Raw genomic sequence first — 15099 nt, 5'->3', positions numbered from 1 at the left:
TGGGGCACCCGGCACCTGGACGAACCTTCAAAATTCAATCGCTAGAAAGAGAAGGACAACGGATCTTTAGACTCCGAAGGAGAGCGGAAACCGCGCCAGTTCCTCCGTCGTCGAATCGTTTGGAACAGAGCAGCCTGGCATCGCGATGTATTTGGTTCCCGCAGCTGCTCGTGCCGCCTCCCACTGCGAACGCATCTCTTCGGTCGTCAGTCTTCGGAAATCGATCTCATCCACACCAGCAGCGATGACCTGTGAGTACACCTTGCGAGCTTCGGCTATCGGGATGCCGCTTTCCTTCACGGAATACTGAAGCACCGGAGCATTGAAATCCGTGAACTGTCCCAGATATTTGCGATCGAGGTTGTGCAGATGCAGGATCGTCAATTTCGTCCCTGCAAGCGCATCGAGCACACGCTTGTCATAGGGACGGCTGTAGCGGTTGTAGTCGTCTATTGATCCATAGTTCGATGCAGTATTGAAGAGGCTGACCAAAGCACCGGAGGCTCCAATCTCTCGCGAACGATGGATGTGGTTGATGGTCGACTGCGTGATGGCTTCGAGAGCAGCATTCCATTCATCGGGGTGCTGTCGCTGGAACTCCGCGATCGCAGGAATGACCTTCTTCTCACCCTCTGCCTGACTGAGTTTGGCGAACTGAGGCTGAGACTGAAACATGATCATGGCGGTCATGTACGGTCCGTAGAGAGTGTCTATAAAGTAGGCGTCGCCCCTGAGCCCGTCACGCACCAGCTTCAGTGTCTCCAGCTGTTTGGGGTAGGGAGAATCGACCGACTTCAGTTCGTACCAGTTGCCTGTTTTCGAGTTGGGGTAGGCGAAGTCGTTCATCACTTTGACTATGTCGGTCTTGTAGGCGCGATGAAAGGAGAGGTGGTCTGCAGCCTCGAGGGCCGCTGTGGGCCGATTGTAGTGGTGATAGAAGGTAAACGGGGGACGGTCGAGCTTCTCTCCGGCGAGCGCACGGTCTACTCGCTCTTTATGCGAGACGGTCGGATCTCCTGCACTCTTTGCAAAAATTGGTCGAGTAAGAGCGTGTCCTGCAAGAGCTACAGAGAAGGTTAAGAATCTGCGACGATTCATCGGGAATCTCCTGGCGTTTCTTAAACCTTCCTGGGGTTAGCTGATGCGCGAAGGATGCTCGGGTGACGGCTGGCTGGGTTTGGCTTTGCGGCTGAGGACGAAGCTGCGGCGTTTGCGCTTGGTCTCAGAGGCGTGATCGATCTTCTTCCAGAAGCCTACGAAGTAGTCGACCGCGGAGATGATGGAGACGATGGTCATCCAGTAGATAGCCGTGAGAGCGATGAAGCGGACGGCGATGACGAAGCCGCCGTGGAAGTTGGGGAACCAGAGCCAGTAGTCCCAGCGGTGGGCGAGGATGGCGGCTACGACGGAGACGATCTGGATGACGGTCTTGAGCTTGCCGATCTCGGAGGCCTCGATGGTGAAGCCCTCGGTGGCGGCGATGGAACGCAGGCCGGAGACGAGGAACTCGCGGCCGATGACGAGGACGGCGATCCAGGGCGGGACGATGCGCGGGTTGTAGGCCACCAGGACGATGTAGGCGGCGGAGACCAGGAGCTTGTCGGCGAGCGGGTCGAGGAGCATGCCCATGGTGGTGATCTGGCCACGTTTGCGGGCGAGGTAGCCGTCGACCCCGTCGGTGATGGATGCGAGGATGAAGACGATGGAGGCGATGATCTCCTGCTCGCCGCCGCGCAGGCCGGTGTGGCCATGACCGTGGAGGGGAAAGGCGGGCGAGAGAATCCAGATGAGCAGCGGGATGGCTGCGATCCGGCTCATCGTGATGGAGTTAGGGAGATTCATCGCACGGTCTTCTAGAGCGCACTTGCGGACTCGCGCGCCGGGAGGTCGATGACATCAATTCTGCCACAGCAGGGAGGGAGCCTGCGTGGCAGGAATGTGACTGAAGCCGGTAGATTTTCGCAGCTATGGATTTTTTGCGGCCGCCTTTTCTGCTGCGGCGAGGGCTTTGCGGAACTCGGCGACGGCGGGAACGGAGTGGGAGCGAAGACCGTCGGGGGAGACGTATCTCCAGGCAGGAGGAGCGTCGAGGGGCTTGGGGACGCTGCCGTTGTAGACGGCGAAGAAGTCATCCTGGCCACCGATCTCGGTTTGGGGGGTGGGGACCGACTGGGGAAAGCGGGAGCCGGGAAGGGTGGCAGAATCGGGAGATTGGGATGGGGGCCCCTGACGGCCACCGATCTGGGTGGCGCTGTCGGAGCTGTTGATGCCACCGATGCGGTCGTTCTGGCGCGGGTCGGGTATGGTTTCGCTGACCAGGCGATGGTGTCCGCGGCGGATAACGATGATGAGGTCTGCGGGTTGACCGGCGAGGGCTGGCTCGAGTCTTCCCCAGCTGAGGAGGGCGGCCTCGACGTCTCTTCGGGCGATCTGGTTGGCGTTGGGATCGTCGTCGATGGAGAAGCCGGCGTTGGGATCGATGACGACGGAGACGGTGCGGGCGGTGAGGACATAAGGCGGAAGGATGTCCTTCTTTCCCTTGGCGAATCCGAGGGCGCCGACGAGGACGATGATGGCCGAGAGGACCGTGGAGCGTGCGCGCATTCCCGCCTCCTTTGTGTTGCGCAGGAATTCTACTCCGGCGGCTGTTCGTTGGGTTTGGGATGCCGATAAGAGACTCGACTGACCGAAGAACTCTATGTCGATCCGCAAGCTGGCTGTAAAGATGATGATGCTCTGCCTGGTTTCGTCTCCCGCGGGAGCGGTGACGAAGGTTCCGAGCACGGTTGCGCTGGAGGTGACGACTCCGCTGACGGTGTTTTATGGGGAGGCGATCGACGGGCTGGCGCAGGTGACGACGAGCGACGGGTCGGTGGCGACGGGAACGGTGACCTTCTATGACGGGACCACGAGCTTCTGTACGTTGACGCTGGCCAATGGAGTGAGTTGCGCGGAGAGCGCGACGAAGGGCTTCGGGGCAGGAACGCATGTGTTTACGGCGGTCTACTCGGGCGATGCGACGCACGCGGGAGCGACGTCGAATGCGGTGACCGTGACGGTGAAGCAGGATACAACGACGACGGCGCTTGCGAGCTCGGCGAACCCGGTGGCGGTTGGCGGCGGAGCGGTTTATGCCGCAACGGTTGCCGGGGCGCACGGGCCTGTGAGCGGGATGGTGACATTTCTGGATGGAACGGTTGCGATGGGCTCGACGACGCTGAACGGGAGCGGGACGGCGGCGCTTTCGGTGCTGATGCTGGTGGCGGGAGACCATGCGGTGACGGCTGTGTATGCGGGGGATGGGAACTCGCTGGGGTCGACGAGTGCGGTGCTGCACGAGACGGTGCAAGGCACGCTGGCGGCGACGACGACTACGCTGGCGGCGAGTGCGAATCCTGTGATTGCGGGCGCGAGTGTGACCTTGACGGCGAAGGTGGCGGGTTCGGGGAAGGCTGTTCCGTCGGGGAAGGTGTCGTTTGTCGACGGCGGAGCGGTGTTGGGGTCGGCGGTGGTGAGTGCAGGAGCGGCGGCGTGGAGCACGTCGGGGCTGAGTGTGGGGAGCCACAGCATCGTTGCCCAGTATGCGGGGGATGGGACGACGGCGGGGAGTGTATCGGCGGCGCTGACGGTGGTAGTGAATCAGCAGCAGGCGGGACAGGGACCTCCGGCGGGATTGACGATCGACGCCGGCACAATCACGGTGGCCGCAGGAGATACGGTGAGCGTTCCGGTGTTGGTGAATGGGGGATCGGGAGCGGCGAAGGCGGTGAGCTTGAGCTGCAGCGGTCTGCCGGAGGAGGCTTCGTGCTCCTATGTTTCGGGCAGCTCGGGTGCGGCGGCGGGCGCAGGCACGGCCACGCTAAGGATTGTTACGTCGGCCCCGCGGGATTGTGGGGCGTCGACGCCCTATGGGGCTCCGGCGAAGAGTGCGCTGCTGCCGGTGGCTGGATTGCTGCTGTTGCTGGTTCCGGGGCGGCGGCGGGCGGTTAGGGGATTGCTGACTGTAGTCTGCACGGTGCTGGCGATGGGAGCGATGACGGGGTGCGGGACGGGAAATTGTACGGACCTGGGGACTCGTCCGGGGACTTACACGATTACAGTGACGGGGAATATGGGTGGCACGCAGGTTTCGCAGAAGGTGAAGCTGGTGGTTACGCCTTGACCTCAGCGGCTGAAGTTGTGTCCTAAGGCAAGGCGGTTCGAGCTTCGCTCGAATGGCCCACTCATGCGATGAAACTGCATGAATGGGGCACCCGGCACCCGGCTAAAGCTTCCGTAACACGGAGAGGGCTTCGGCGCTATGGGAAGATACAGGGATTCTTCGCTTCGCTCAGAATGACGATTTTGGGGCTTGATGGCGGGACTTCAGTGTGGGCTTTGAAGGCGTGACTTTCGGAGTGGGGCTGATGGCGGGACCTTCGGTTCCATTCACTTCTCTCCCTTGGGCAGCCGCCTTTCCCGGCTGCCCTTTGGTGCGTGAGAATCTTCGGTCAGGCGTAAATGCCTCGTTGGCGCGTGGTGTAGGCTACGCGGTCGATAGCCAGCATGTAGGCCGCGATGCGGTTGTTGACGTTGTGGTTCTGGGCGTAGGTGATGACGTCGCGGAAGCTCTCGGTCATGATGTGGTCGAGGCGCTGGTTCACCTCGGCCTCGGTCCAGAAGTAGCCCATGCGGTCCTGGACCCACTCGAAGTAGCTGGTGGTGACGCCACCGGCGTTCGCGAGGATGTCGGGGATGATGAAGACTTTTTTATCCGCCAAGATGTCGTCGGCGATGGGAGTGGTGGGGCCGTTGGCACCTTCGCAGAGAATTTTGCAGCGGAGCTTGTCGGCGTTCTTGCTGGTGATGACGTTTTCAGTGGCCGCGGGGATGAGGATCTCGCATGCGTAGGTGAGGAGCTCGTCCTTGTCGGCGGCCTCGGCTCCGGCGAAGCCGACGATGGTGCGGGCGCGCTTACGGTGCTCGAGGAGGGCGTGGATGTCGATGCCGTCGGGATTGTAGAGACCGCCGTCGTATTCGGCGATGCCGATGATGGTGTAGCCCTTATCGGCTAGCAGGCGGGCGGCGTTGGAGCCGACGTTGCCGAAACCCTGAACGATGACGCGGCACCCTTCGACGGGCATGTTGAGGGTCTTGAGGGCTTCGTCGCAGACAACGGAGAGGCCGCGGCCGGTGGCGGCGGTACGACCGCGGGAGCCGCCGAGGTTGACGGGCTTGCCGGTGACGACGGCGTTGACGGTCTGGCGCATGTGCATGGAATAGGTGTCCATGATCCAGGCCATGGTCTGCTCGTCGGTGCCCATGTCGGGGGCAGGAACGTCTTTTTCAGGCCCGAGGAACTCGATGAGCTCGGCGGTGTAGCGGCGGGTGATGCGCTCGAGCTCACCCTGGGAGAGCTTTTTGGGATCGCAGATGACTCCGCCCTTGGCTCCGCCGAAGGGGATGTTGACGACGGCGCACTTCCAGGTCATCCAGGAGGCGAGGGCGCGGACCTCGTCGAGGGAGACGTCGGGGGAGTAGCGGATGCCACCCTTGCCGGGGCCACGGGCGACGGAGTGCTGGACGCGGTAGCCGGTGAAGACCTCGACGGAGCCGTCATCCATGCTGACGGGGATGTGGACGATGATCTCGCGGGAGGGCTGGCTGAGGACCTTCCATAGACCCTTGTCGAGGTTGAGTTTTTTGGCAGCGAATTCGAACCGAGCGGCCTGGGCTTCCCAGGGGTTGGTCTCCTGCTCGAGGGTGAGGGTTTGCATGGTTGTTTCCTTGTGAAAGGTTCGTGGTATCAGCGATTCTCCGGCCATCGTTTTGCTCCCCCGGTAACTCCGGGACGAAAGCAAGGATACGCTTTGGCCAGACCGGTCGGTGGCCAAACCTGCTGAGTATAGGACGTGCCGACGGGGGTTTCAATGCACCGAAAGCGGGTGGCGTATCACGTCCGCCATGGACCCGGCAAGCCGGGGAGGTGGAGCGATGCACGGGTATGATGGAGGCAATCATGCCTGTATCCGCCACAAATTCCCTTCCCTTGGAGCGCGATTTTCTGCGGCTTTGCCGCTCACATACGCTGGTCCCGGTCTACAGGACCGTGGCCGCCGACCTGGAGACGCCGGTTTCGGCGTTTTTGAGGATCGCGGCAGAGGAGCCGGAGGCGTTTCTGCTGGAGTCAGTGGAAGGCGGCGAACATGTGGGCCGATATACCTTTATCGGGATCGAGCCATACAAGAAGATGGTCGCTCGCGGTAACGAGATTACGATTCGCGAAGGACGGAGCGAGCGCCGGTTTACCGGAGATGTCTTCGAGGAATTAAAGAAGGCGCTGAGCGGTCACAAGCCGGCGAGGCTTTCGGGGCTGCCTCCGTTTACGGCAGGGGCAGTAGGATTCTTTGCCTATGACGTCGTACGCCAGATTGAGAAGCTGCCGGCGAAAGCGAAGGATGAGCTGGGGGTTCCGGATGCCTGCCTTATGTTCTTCGATCAGGTGCTGGTCTTCGACCATGTGAAGAAGGAGATTCACCTGATCGTCACCACCGACCTGGCGCGAGAGAAGAGCGCAGGAGCCTATGGCCGCGCGGTGCGTCGGCTGAACCGGCTGGAGAAGAGGCTGATGGGCTCTCTACCTGCGTTCAAAAAGAAGAAGCCTGCGGGCAAGCTGAAGCTGACGGCGAGGACTTCAAAGGCGACGTTCCTGAAAGCCGTCGAGAAGACGAAGGAGTACATTGCGGCGGGAGATGTGTTTCAGTGCGTGCTGTCGCAGCGGTTCGACTGCGAGCCGGGAGTGGACGCCTTTGAGATCTATCGGGCGCTGCGCATTGTGAATCCTTCGCCGTATATGTACTTTCTGCGGTTCGGGCTGGAAGAGGGACTGAAGAAGAAGGCTTCGACAAAGAAGCCTGTAGCTCACCATATCGTGGGCTCATCGCCGGAGCTGCTGGTGCGGGTGCATGGGCGCGAGGTGGAGTACAGGCCGATTGCGGGAACGCGGCACCGGAGCGCGGATGAGGTGGAGGATCGCAGGATCGAGGCGGAGCTGCGGAACGATGAGAAGGAGCGCGCAGAGCACATCATGCTGGTGGATCTGGGGCGCAACGACGTGGGTCGCGTGAGCGAGTTCGGATCGGTGAAGGTGAAGGACCTGATGTTCGTGGAGCGGTACAGCCATGTGATGCACCTGGTGAGCGCGCTGGAAGGGCAATTGCGCGAGGATCTGGCTCCGATTGACGCGTTTCGTGCGTGCTTCCCTGCCGGCACGCTGAGCGGAGCGCCTAAAGTGCGGGCGATGGAGATTATCGAGGAGATGGAGCCGGCGCGGCGCGGGGTATATGGCGGAAGCATTCTGTATGCGGACTTCAGCGGCAATCTGGATTCGTGCATCGCGATCCGCACGCTGTATATGGACGGACCGCGTGGGTACATTCAGGCGGGTGCGGGGATTGTGGCGGATTCGGTTCCGGTGAAGGAGTTCGAGGAGTGCGGGAATAAGGCGCAGGCTGTGGTTAGGGCGATTGAGAGGGCGCGGGGATGAGGGATGAGGGATGGGGCATCCAGCTTTGAAGGGCGCGGAAATTAGTCGCCATACAATGGTTCGGTCGGCCTAAACGGATCTTCGCCGTCAGGCCGGGAGATAAAACCGCAGATCCCTCCGCTACGCTTCGCTCCGGTCGGGATGACACTTTCTTCTCCCACACAGGACACTTTTTGTTCTGGCAAATAGAAGATGAGTGTCGACTGGACTGACGCCAGGCGATGCGCGGGATGAGGTCTCGAGTTTTGCAGTCAGGCGAGGTTGCGGGATGAGTCCTCGAGTTTTGCCGGGGTGCTGCTGGCATCTGCTTCTTTGGAGCTGTGGAGGACCCAGAGGACTCCACCGACGACCTGTGCGGCAGAGATGATTCGCGTGAGATTGGGATGTTCTTCAAGCGATTGCATGAGGTTTTGCCAGGGCTGGGGGCCATAGTGCCAGGCCTGGGCTCCGCGGCGAGGATGGAGCATTCCCATGACGCCGTCTCCGATGATGGCCATGGCAGTGAAGTGTTTCCAGCGGCTGAAGTCGAATTGCATGAACGTTCTCTCCAAGTGCTAAGAGTGACTGCGGTACCGGGCGCGTTGCCCACTCAAAGAACTTTGGCAGCAGGAGCCTCGGTTCACCGCAGGTCCTTCGACTCGCTGCACTCGCTCAGGATGACACTTTTGGAGACCACCTTGAAGAAGGTGCTTTTCCCCGAGTGTATGGGCCGGTCCCCGGCGGCGTAGAATCATAGAGCCATGGTCTTCGTTCTCGATAACTACGATTCGTTTACCTACAACCTTGTGCAGTACATGGGCGAGCTGGGCGCCGAGATGGTGGTCAGGCGGAATGATGAGCTGACCCCGGAAGAGGTGGAGGCGCTTAAGCCGGACCACATCCTGATCTCGCCGGGACCATGCACGCCGCAGGACGCAGGCATCAGCGTGGAGCTGATCCGTCATTTTGCCAGGCTGGAGCAGAAGGTTCCGATTCTTGGCGTATGTCTCGGTCACCAAGCGATTGGGGCGGCGTTTGGGGGCGAGGTGGTGCGGGCTCCGAAGCTGATGCACGGCAAGACGAGCGAGGTAGACCATGATGGCAGGACTATCTTCGCGGGGATTCCTTCACGGATGACCTGCACGCGGTATCACTCGCTGATTGTCAGTCCGAAGGGGCTGCCGTCGGAGCTGGAGGTTTCGGCGCGGACGACCGATCCGGTGACAGGCGAGGAGACGATTATGGGGTTGCGACATCGCGAGCTTCCGATCGAAGGCGTGCAGTTTCATCCCGAGAGCGTGCTGACCTCGCACGGCAAAGAGATTATCGCGAACTTTCTGAAGATGTAGGCTTAACCGCGAAGCGGTTTAGGCAAATGCAAAATACTGAGATTCTTCGCTGCGCTCAGAATGACGACCATCGTGAATCGCTCAGAATGACGACCTTCATCTGAAATGACGACCTTTCTCCTCCAATAACGACCTTTCTTCTGGAATGACGACCTTCTCCTGCAATACGGCCCGGATCCGCAGAACAGCCTTGGCTGCGATGTGCTGCGTGGCGGCATTGATAGCAAGTGCTCGGGCAGTGGCGCAGCAGCAGCCGATCGGGTCGGTCGGGGTGGCGGATGCTACAGTCGCGGGTGCGCTGGAGGTTTCGAATGGACGCGCGTTGCTGGTGGGGGCTTCGACCGTCACAGCCCGGGATCACACGGCAGAGGTGGCGCTGCAGCGAGGCGGGGTGGTGCGGGTGTGCTCGACGAGCGGACTGCATGTGACTGCGGGCAAGGGCGCGGTAGACGCTCCTCTGATGCTGGCGCTCGATCGCGGTGCGATTGAGATGGCGGCGCGGGTGACGTCGAGCGACGTGGTGATGACGCCGGACCTGCGATTCACGATGAAGTCGGAGGGACTCCTGGATCTGCGGCTCCGCGTGGCGCGCAATGGCGATACCTGTGTGGAGAATCGCGGTGCTGCTGCGCCTGTGCTGAATGTGGCCGACCAGTTTGGCGAGTCGAGCTATGAGGTGAAGCCGGGGCAGCATGTGCTGTTCGAACATGGAAGCCTGAAAGAGGTCGTGGACAACGAGAGCGAGCCGTGCGGCTGCCCGGCAGCTCCGGTGATCTCGGTGGCTGACGCAGGAGTGAATGGAGCTACGGTAGCTGCACCGGGAAGTGCTGTGGCGGCGAAGGTGGCAACAGACGAGCATCCGTTTCCAGCGGCACAGAGCGCGGGACTGGCCCCGGTGAGCGGACCTCCGCAGGCGCCTGCGGGCGAGGTGCATGCACAGGTTGCGACGACGCTGAGCTATGGTGAGGGTGCGCCGGGGGTGCCGGAGGGCGGTTCCGGTTCGAGTGCAAACGCGAGCGCGGAGGCGACGAACCCGGCAGTGCCTTCGAACGGCGCGCCTGCAGCATCTTCGAGTGAGAGCACTGCGGTTGCGGGAAGAGCGGAGGCTGCGCCTCCACCGCCTGCACCTCCACCTGCCGATGTGTTTCATTCGATCGGCAGGTTCTTCAAGCGGCTGTTCGGAGGCGGTTGAGCCCAGTTTCGAAAGGCCGCTGCGATACAATCAATAGAGGTTCGGGTGATCGGACGCCAGGCTGGCGCCTCCGCCGGACAAACTCTCAAACAAGCAGAAGTTCAGCCAAGATCAGGGGTTTTTCAATGTCGATTCCCGCAACGCAGATGCGCCCGGGCATGATTATCAAGTTCAAGGACGACCTTCACCTGGTGTTTTCGGTGGAGCACCGGACACCGGGCAATCTCCGCGCCTTTATCCAGGCCAAGCTACGGAATATTCGCACCGGCGCAATGTTCGTGGAGCGATTCCGTTCGCCTGACCCGATCGATCGCGTGGTGGTCGACGAAGTGAAGATGGAGTTCCTGTACAACGACGGGGACGATTACTACTTCATGGACATGGAGACGTTCGAGCAGACACACCTGAAGCGCGAGACGCTGGGCGATGCCGTGGACTACCTGCTGCCTAACCTGACGATTGCCGTCAGCTTCCACGACAGCAAAGCCGTGGGTATCGAACTGCCGGGCGTGGTGGAGATGACGGTGGTAGAGACGGAGCCGGGTATCAAGTCGGCGACGGCTTCCTCCGTGACGAAGCCAGCCAAGCTCGAGACGGGCCTGGTGGTGCAGGTTCCCCCGTTCATCAACGAGGGCGAGAAGATTCGGGTGGATACGGCGGAAGGCGCCTACATGAGCCGCGCGTAATCGTCGGGAGATGCGCAGGAGGCAGAGCGGATGGCTCTGCCTCTTTGCTTTGAGATGTGCTGCTTGCGCGTGCTGGAACGCTCTGCGAAACTGAAAGCTCCATGGTGCGCTATTACCTTGTAAAAGGCCGGGTGCAAGGCGTTGGGTATCGGTGGTTCGTCCATCGCGAGGCCGCTGAGCTTGGCCTGCGCGGATGGGTTCGTAATACCGATGCCGGGGATGTCGAGGTAGTGGCTTCCGGGGAAGCGGGGCTTCTGGCGGAGTTGAAGGCAGCACTACGGAAGGGATCACGCGGGAGCCGGGTAGACGCGGTGATGGAGCAGGACCTGGCTGACGAAGAAGACGCGAAGCTGGGACCGTTTGAGATTGAAGGAGCCTGGTAGGAGAAGAATGCAGAATTCGAATCTGATCAATTGCGAGCCGTTGAAGTCGCTTGTACGTACAGTCCCGGACTTCCCCAAGCCGGGAATTCTGTTCTATGACATTACAACCCTGCTGAAGGACAAGACCGGATTCGCGCAGCTGATCGATGCGTTTGCGGCGTATTACATCGGCAAGGATATCGACCTGGTGCTGGGGATCGAGGCGCGCGGGTTTATCTTTGGCCCGGCGCTGGCGTACCGGTTGAACGCAGGGTTTGTTCCCGTGCGGAAGCCGAAGAAACTGCCCGCGAAGACGGCGCGCGTGAGCTACGACCTGGAATACGGCACGGATTCACTGGAGATTCACCTGGACGCGATCCAACCGGGCGAGCGCGTGGTGATCGTCGACGATCTGCTGGCGACCGGAGGAACGATGCAGGCAACAGTGCAACTGGTGCGGCAGATGGGTGGCGTGATTGCAGGGCTGGGATTTGCCGTGGAGCTGGACTTCCTGAAGGGGCGAGCGAAGTTTCCGGAGTACGACGTGCTCAGCCTGCTGCACTACGACGAATAAAAGCGACAACGAGTAAAACTGAAGAGATAACAGAACGGAGATCGGTCTCCGTTTTGTTGCAAGTGTGTTTCCGATGCGTCTTTGGCGTGATTGACGCATCCATAGAGATGGGTATCCTTCCCACGAACTGGAGAAAAGTAATGATTGCAACAAATGGTTATGCTGTACAGTCGGCGACGACGTCGCTTGCTCCCTTTGGCTATGAACATCGGCAGCCAGGTGAGAACGACGTCCTGATCGACGTGCAGTTCTGCGGTATCTGTCACTCTGACATTCACCAGGCACGAAATGAGTGGGGCAACTCCCTGTACCCGATGGTTCCCGGACACGAAGTGATCGGAACCGTGGCCAGTGTGGGCTCGAAGGTCACGAAGTTCAAGGCCGGCGATCTGGTCGGCGTGGGCTGCATGGTGGACTCCTGCGGCCAATGCACGTCGTGCAAGGACAGCGAGCAGCAGTACTGCGAACGCGGCGAGACGGTGTTCACGTACAACTCGCGCGGCAAGGACGGCAAGCTCACGTTTGGCGGCTATGGCAACCACGTCGTCGTCGACGAGGGATTTGTGCTGTCGATCCCGAAGAACCTCGACGCTGCGGCTTCGGCTCCTCTGCTGTGCGCCGGCATCACGACCTACTCCCCGTTGAAGCACTGGAATGTGGGACCGGGCAAGAAGGTCGGTATCGTGGGCCTGGGAGGACTGGGTCACATGGGCCTGAAGTTCTCGCACGCCTTCGGAGCGAAGACGGTGCTGTTCACCACTTCGGCCTCGAAGATCGAAGACGCAAAGAAGCTGGGCGCCGATGAGGTGATCCTCACGAAGGAAGAGGGATGGGCGGCCAAGCATGCGGGCAGCTTCGACTTCATCCTGGACTGCGTCTCGGCAGATCACGATGTGAACACGTACCTTTCGCTGCTGAAGCGGGATGGCACGCTGTGCCTGGTGGGTGCGCCGGAAAATCCGTTAGCGGTCACCGCTTTTGCGGTTCTCGGAAGGAAGAACTTCTCGGGCTCGATGATCGGCGGGATCCGCGAGACCCAGGAGATGCTGGACTTCTGCGGCAAGCACAACATCGTCTCGGATATCGAGATGACGAGCTTCGGAAAGGTGAACGAAGCCTGGGAGCGTGTGTTGAAGAGCGACGTGAAGTACCGGTTCGTTCTGGACCTGAAGACGCTGTAAGCACCAAGTAACTACGGTATTTTATCGGGCTCGGAGACGCGGAGACGCTCTTCGGGCCCGATGTAGTTTTTGCGGTGGAACCAGTCTTCCATACTGCTTTCCAGGCGATCGATCGGGACGCGATACCCGGCTTCGAGCAGGCCATCCGCGACAGGAAGCGTGTCGTCGAAGATGGCGTCGTTGGTGAAGTTCCGCATGGCGAAGCTGTCGATCCAGCGGATGGGGCATGGATTCGCTGCGCCGGTGGAGTCGATGCGTTCGATCCTGAGCCTGCGGGCGAACATGGCTGGACCTCGGCTTCAAGCGAAGAGGGTGAACAGGGGAGAGTCGACCGGGACAGTCTCGATGGGTCCAGAGAGCCTTCCGGTTCCCTGATCGCGGCGAAAGACGGTGATGCAGGCGGAGTCCTGGTTGCCGCAGAGAATCCAGTTGAAGGTGAGATCGAAGGTGAAGTGACGCGGAGTTCTGCCTCCACTGGGAAGACGCTGGATCTCCTTGAGCTCGCCCTTGTCGGCGATGGAGAAGACGACGAGGGTATCTTCGCCGCGGTTGCTGGCGTAGAGGAAGTTGCCGTCGGGGGAGATCATGACTTCGGCAGCGGTGTTCTTGTCGGCGGGAAATCCGGGGGCGATGGTCTTGACGGTGGTGTTGGTGTTGATCAGAAGGCCCTGCGGATGGGCGACGGAGTGCGTTGTGGTCCAGAGGAGATGGTCGAGAGTGGAGTCGAGTTCGTTGATCAGGTAGATCCAGCGGCCATTGGGATGGAAGGCGATGTGACGCGGGCCGGACCCGGGACGAAGGCCGGTCAGGAGTGGAGTGGCAGGCGTAAGCCGGGCGGTTCCTGCATCGATCTGGAAGACGGTGAGAGCATCGTTGCCGAGATCGTTGACGATGAGGAAACGGTCGTCGGGAGAGACGAAGACGGAATGCGGGTGCGGACCCTCCTGGCGCAAGGGAACGGGACCATCATGACCGAACTTCGGGTCTTTGTAATTGAAGGTATCGACCGGCTGCGAGAGGGTTCCATCCGGCTGGATGAGATAGGAGGCGACGGTTCCGCCGACGTAGTTGGCGACGAAGGCAGAGTGGCCGGTGGAGTCGACCGAGATGTAGGCCGGACCGGCGCCCGCGGAGGTGACCTTGCCCTTTTGCGTCAGGGTGCCGGTCTTCGGGTCGAGATCGAAGGTAGTGACAGTGGCCGATGGATCAGGGATGGCGTTGACGGCATAGAGGGAACGGCGGCCGTCTCGCAAGGGCGAAAGGGCGAGATACGAGGGCCGAAGCGTCTCGGCCGCGAGAATGGGAACGCTGAGCTGGCCATTCGCACTATTGAAGGTGGCGTGATAGATGCCCTTGCTTACGCCCCTCGCCGTGTCGGCACCGATATAGACGCGAGTGGGGCCAGGAGGAAGGGGTTTCTTTCTGCGAAAAGGCGACTGGAACTGCTGAGCCGAGGCCGCATAGGCCGGAAAGAGCAGAAAGAACCGGCGTCGCGTAATCATGGCAACTACGCTGGCTCTCCGGGAAGATGGATTCCCATCTCATCTTCAGCCCGAATGTCTTCGTTGATGACGGGAAGGCTGGGAAGATTGGTGGTGTGTCCGACCTCGTGGACGACCTTATCGGCGTGCTCGAGAACCTCGTCGACGGTCATGGTGTACATCTCCCGGCCATTGTCATAGCCGGACTCGATGGCCTGCTTGAGGTAGCGACCGGCGATCTGTGCGGCGAGATAGTCGGTGATGACGTAACCGGTGCGCTCCTTGTGCTCCACCCAGGCGAGATTGGGAAGGGCGATCCAGACGGGGCGCTGGTTGACCGCGAAGCGAATATCCGTGGCGTCGGCGTGGCGCGTGGCGATGGCGACGATGGTTCCCTTCCACTGGCAATGGAGTTGTTCGCCCGTCCAGCGATCGGTCACTTTGAAGTCTTCATACATGATTGGTTCTAGATTAGTTCACGGCTCGGCGGGGGGCAAGGTCGGGACGGAGGCGCAGGCTCCCATAGAGATGGGCGTGGCTTCCTTTTCTTTGTGGGGTTGGAGAGGACGAGGCGGTGAATCTCTTTAGAATCACTAATCCCTCCGCAGAAAACTCCCTGGAAAAGTGTTTGACAAGAGAAAGCGATCCGACGGCAGCGACGAATGCTATCCCTTTTCGCAGGAGAGCTTGCGGCACAGAGAGAAATACTGGGATTCTTCGCCTGCGGCTCAGAATGACGGACTTTGCTTCCATTTGGTGACGGCCCTGCT

16 protein-coding genes are annotated in these 15099 nt (G+C 60.7%); 8 read left to right on the top strand and 8 right to left on the bottom strand.

Annotated elements, in window-relative coordinates; genetic code table 11:
- Positions 1-66 precede the first annotated feature (66 nt).
- From BDD14_RS19695 to BDD14_RS19685, 3 genes are all read right to left on the bottom strand, one after another.
- Complete coding sequence (locus tag BDD14_RS19695; RefSeq protein ID WP_130420462.1) at positions 67-1098, bottom strand: uroporphyrinogen decarboxylase family protein; 1032 nt, start codon at positions 1096-1098, stop codon at positions 67-69.
- 36 nt (positions 1099-1134) lie between these two features.
- A complete protein-coding gene (gene pgsA, locus BDD14_RS19690) occupies positions 1135-1842 on the bottom strand; it encodes a CDP-diacylglycerol--glycerol-3-phosphate 3-phosphatidyltransferase (protein WP_130420460.1) in 708 nt (235 codons plus the stop codon).
- Between the two features lie 123 nt (positions 1843-1965).
- Complete coding sequence (locus BDD14_RS19685) at positions 1966-2604, bottom strand: hypothetical protein (RefSeq protein WP_130420458.1); 639 nt, start codon at positions 2602-2604, stop codon at positions 1966-1968.
- 94 nt (positions 2605-2698) lie between these two features.
- Here BDD14_RS19685 and BDD14_RS19680 point away from each other — a divergent pair, with 94 nt between their 5' ends.
- Complete coding sequence (locus BDD14_RS19680; protein WP_130420456.1) at positions 2699-4162, top strand: Ig-like domain-containing protein; 1464 nt, start codon at positions 2699-2701, stop codon at positions 4160-4162.
- Positions 4163-4490: 328 nt separating this feature from the next.
- Here the strand turns inward: BDD14_RS19680 and BDD14_RS19675 are convergent, their stop codons facing one another.
- Positions 4491-5804: a Glu/Leu/Phe/Val family dehydrogenase gene (locus BDD14_RS19675; RefSeq protein ID WP_130420454.1), complete on the bottom strand. Its 1314-nt coding sequence runs from the start codon at positions 5802-5804 to the stop codon at positions 4491-4493.
- Positions 5805-5998: 194 nt separating this feature from the next.
- Between BDD14_RS19675 and trpE the strand changes: the two genes are divergently transcribed.
- Positions 5999-7525 carry an anthranilate synthase component I gene (gene trpE / locus BDD14_RS19670; protein WP_130420452.1) on the top strand — a complete coding sequence of 509 codons (1527 nt, stop codon included), beginning with the start codon at positions 5999-6001 and terminating at the stop codon, positions 7523-7525.
- Between the two features lie 251 nt (positions 7526-7776).
- On the opposite strand, the gene BDD14_RS19665 is transcribed toward trpE, so the two are convergent.
- On the bottom strand, positions 7777-8061 hold the full coding sequence (locus BDD14_RS19665; RefSeq protein ID WP_207231781.1) for a hypothetical protein: 285 nt from the start codon (positions 8059-8061) through the stop codon (positions 7777-7779).
- A gap of 204 nt (positions 8062-8265) precedes the next feature.
- Between BDD14_RS19665 and BDD14_RS19660 the strand changes: the two genes are divergently transcribed.
- The 6 genes from BDD14_RS19660 to BDD14_RS19635 all read left to right on the top strand — a co-directional run bounded on the left by BDD14_RS19660 (position 8266) and on the right by BDD14_RS19635 (position 12848).
- A complete protein-coding gene (locus tag BDD14_RS19660; RefSeq protein ID WP_130420450.1) occupies positions 8266-8853 on the top strand; it encodes an anthranilate synthase component II in 588 nt (195 codons plus the stop codon).
- 208 nt (positions 8854-9061) lie between these two features.
- Positions 9062-10045, top strand: a complete 984-nt coding sequence (locus BDD14_RS19655) for a nuclease (RefSeq protein WP_165420168.1) — start codon at positions 9062-9064, stop codon at positions 10043-10045.
- 125 nt (positions 10046-10170) lie between these two features.
- A complete protein-coding gene (efp, locus tag BDD14_RS19650) occupies positions 10171-10731 on the top strand; it encodes an elongation factor P (protein ID WP_130420446.1) in 561 nt (186 codons plus the stop codon).
- Positions 10732-10832: 101 nt separating this feature from the next.
- Complete coding sequence (locus BDD14_RS19645; protein WP_130420444.1) at positions 10833-11114, top strand: acylphosphatase; 282 nt, start codon at positions 10833-10835, stop codon at positions 11112-11114.
- Positions 11115-11121: 7 nt separating this feature from the next.
- The gene (locus tag BDD14_RS19640; RefSeq protein WP_130420442.1) at positions 11122-11667 is read left to right on the top strand and encodes an adenine phosphoribosyltransferase; all 546 of its coding nucleotides are present in this window, start codon (positions 11122-11124) and stop codon (positions 11665-11667) included.
- Between the two features lie 140 nt (positions 11668-11807).
- A complete protein-coding gene (locus tag BDD14_RS19635; RefSeq protein WP_130420440.1) occupies positions 11808-12848 on the top strand; it encodes an NAD(P)-dependent alcohol dehydrogenase in 1041 nt (346 codons plus the stop codon).
- 11 nt (positions 12849-12859) lie between these two features.
- On the opposite strand, the gene BDD14_RS19630 is transcribed toward BDD14_RS19635, so the two are convergent.
- Genes BDD14_RS19630 through BDD14_RS19620 form a run of 3 tightly spaced genes read right to left on the bottom strand, consistent with a single transcriptional unit; the run spans position 12860 to position 14787 of the window.
- The gene (locus BDD14_RS19630) at positions 12860-13132 is read right to left on the bottom strand and encodes a hypothetical protein (protein ID WP_130420439.1); all 273 of its coding nucleotides are present in this window, start codon (positions 13130-13132) and stop codon (positions 12860-12862) included.
- Positions 13133-13147: 15 nt separating this feature from the next.
- Positions 13148-14350, bottom strand: a complete 1203-nt coding sequence (locus tag BDD14_RS19625) for a lactonase family protein (RefSeq protein WP_130420437.1) — start codon at positions 14348-14350, stop codon at positions 13148-13150.
- Between the two features lie 5 nt (positions 14351-14355).
- Entirely contained in the window at positions 14356-14787 is a 432-nt protein-coding gene (locus tag BDD14_RS19620; protein ID WP_130420435.1) for a hypothetical protein, read from the bottom strand.
- Positions 14788-15099 lie beyond the last annotated feature (312 nt).

It is taken from the genome of Edaphobacter modestus, from assembly GCF_004217555.1.
Classification (GTDB): domain Bacteria; phylum Acidobacteriota; class Terriglobia; order Terriglobales; family Acidobacteriaceae; genus Edaphobacter; species Edaphobacter modestus.
This window is presented reverse-complemented; position numbering and strand designations above follow the sequence as displayed.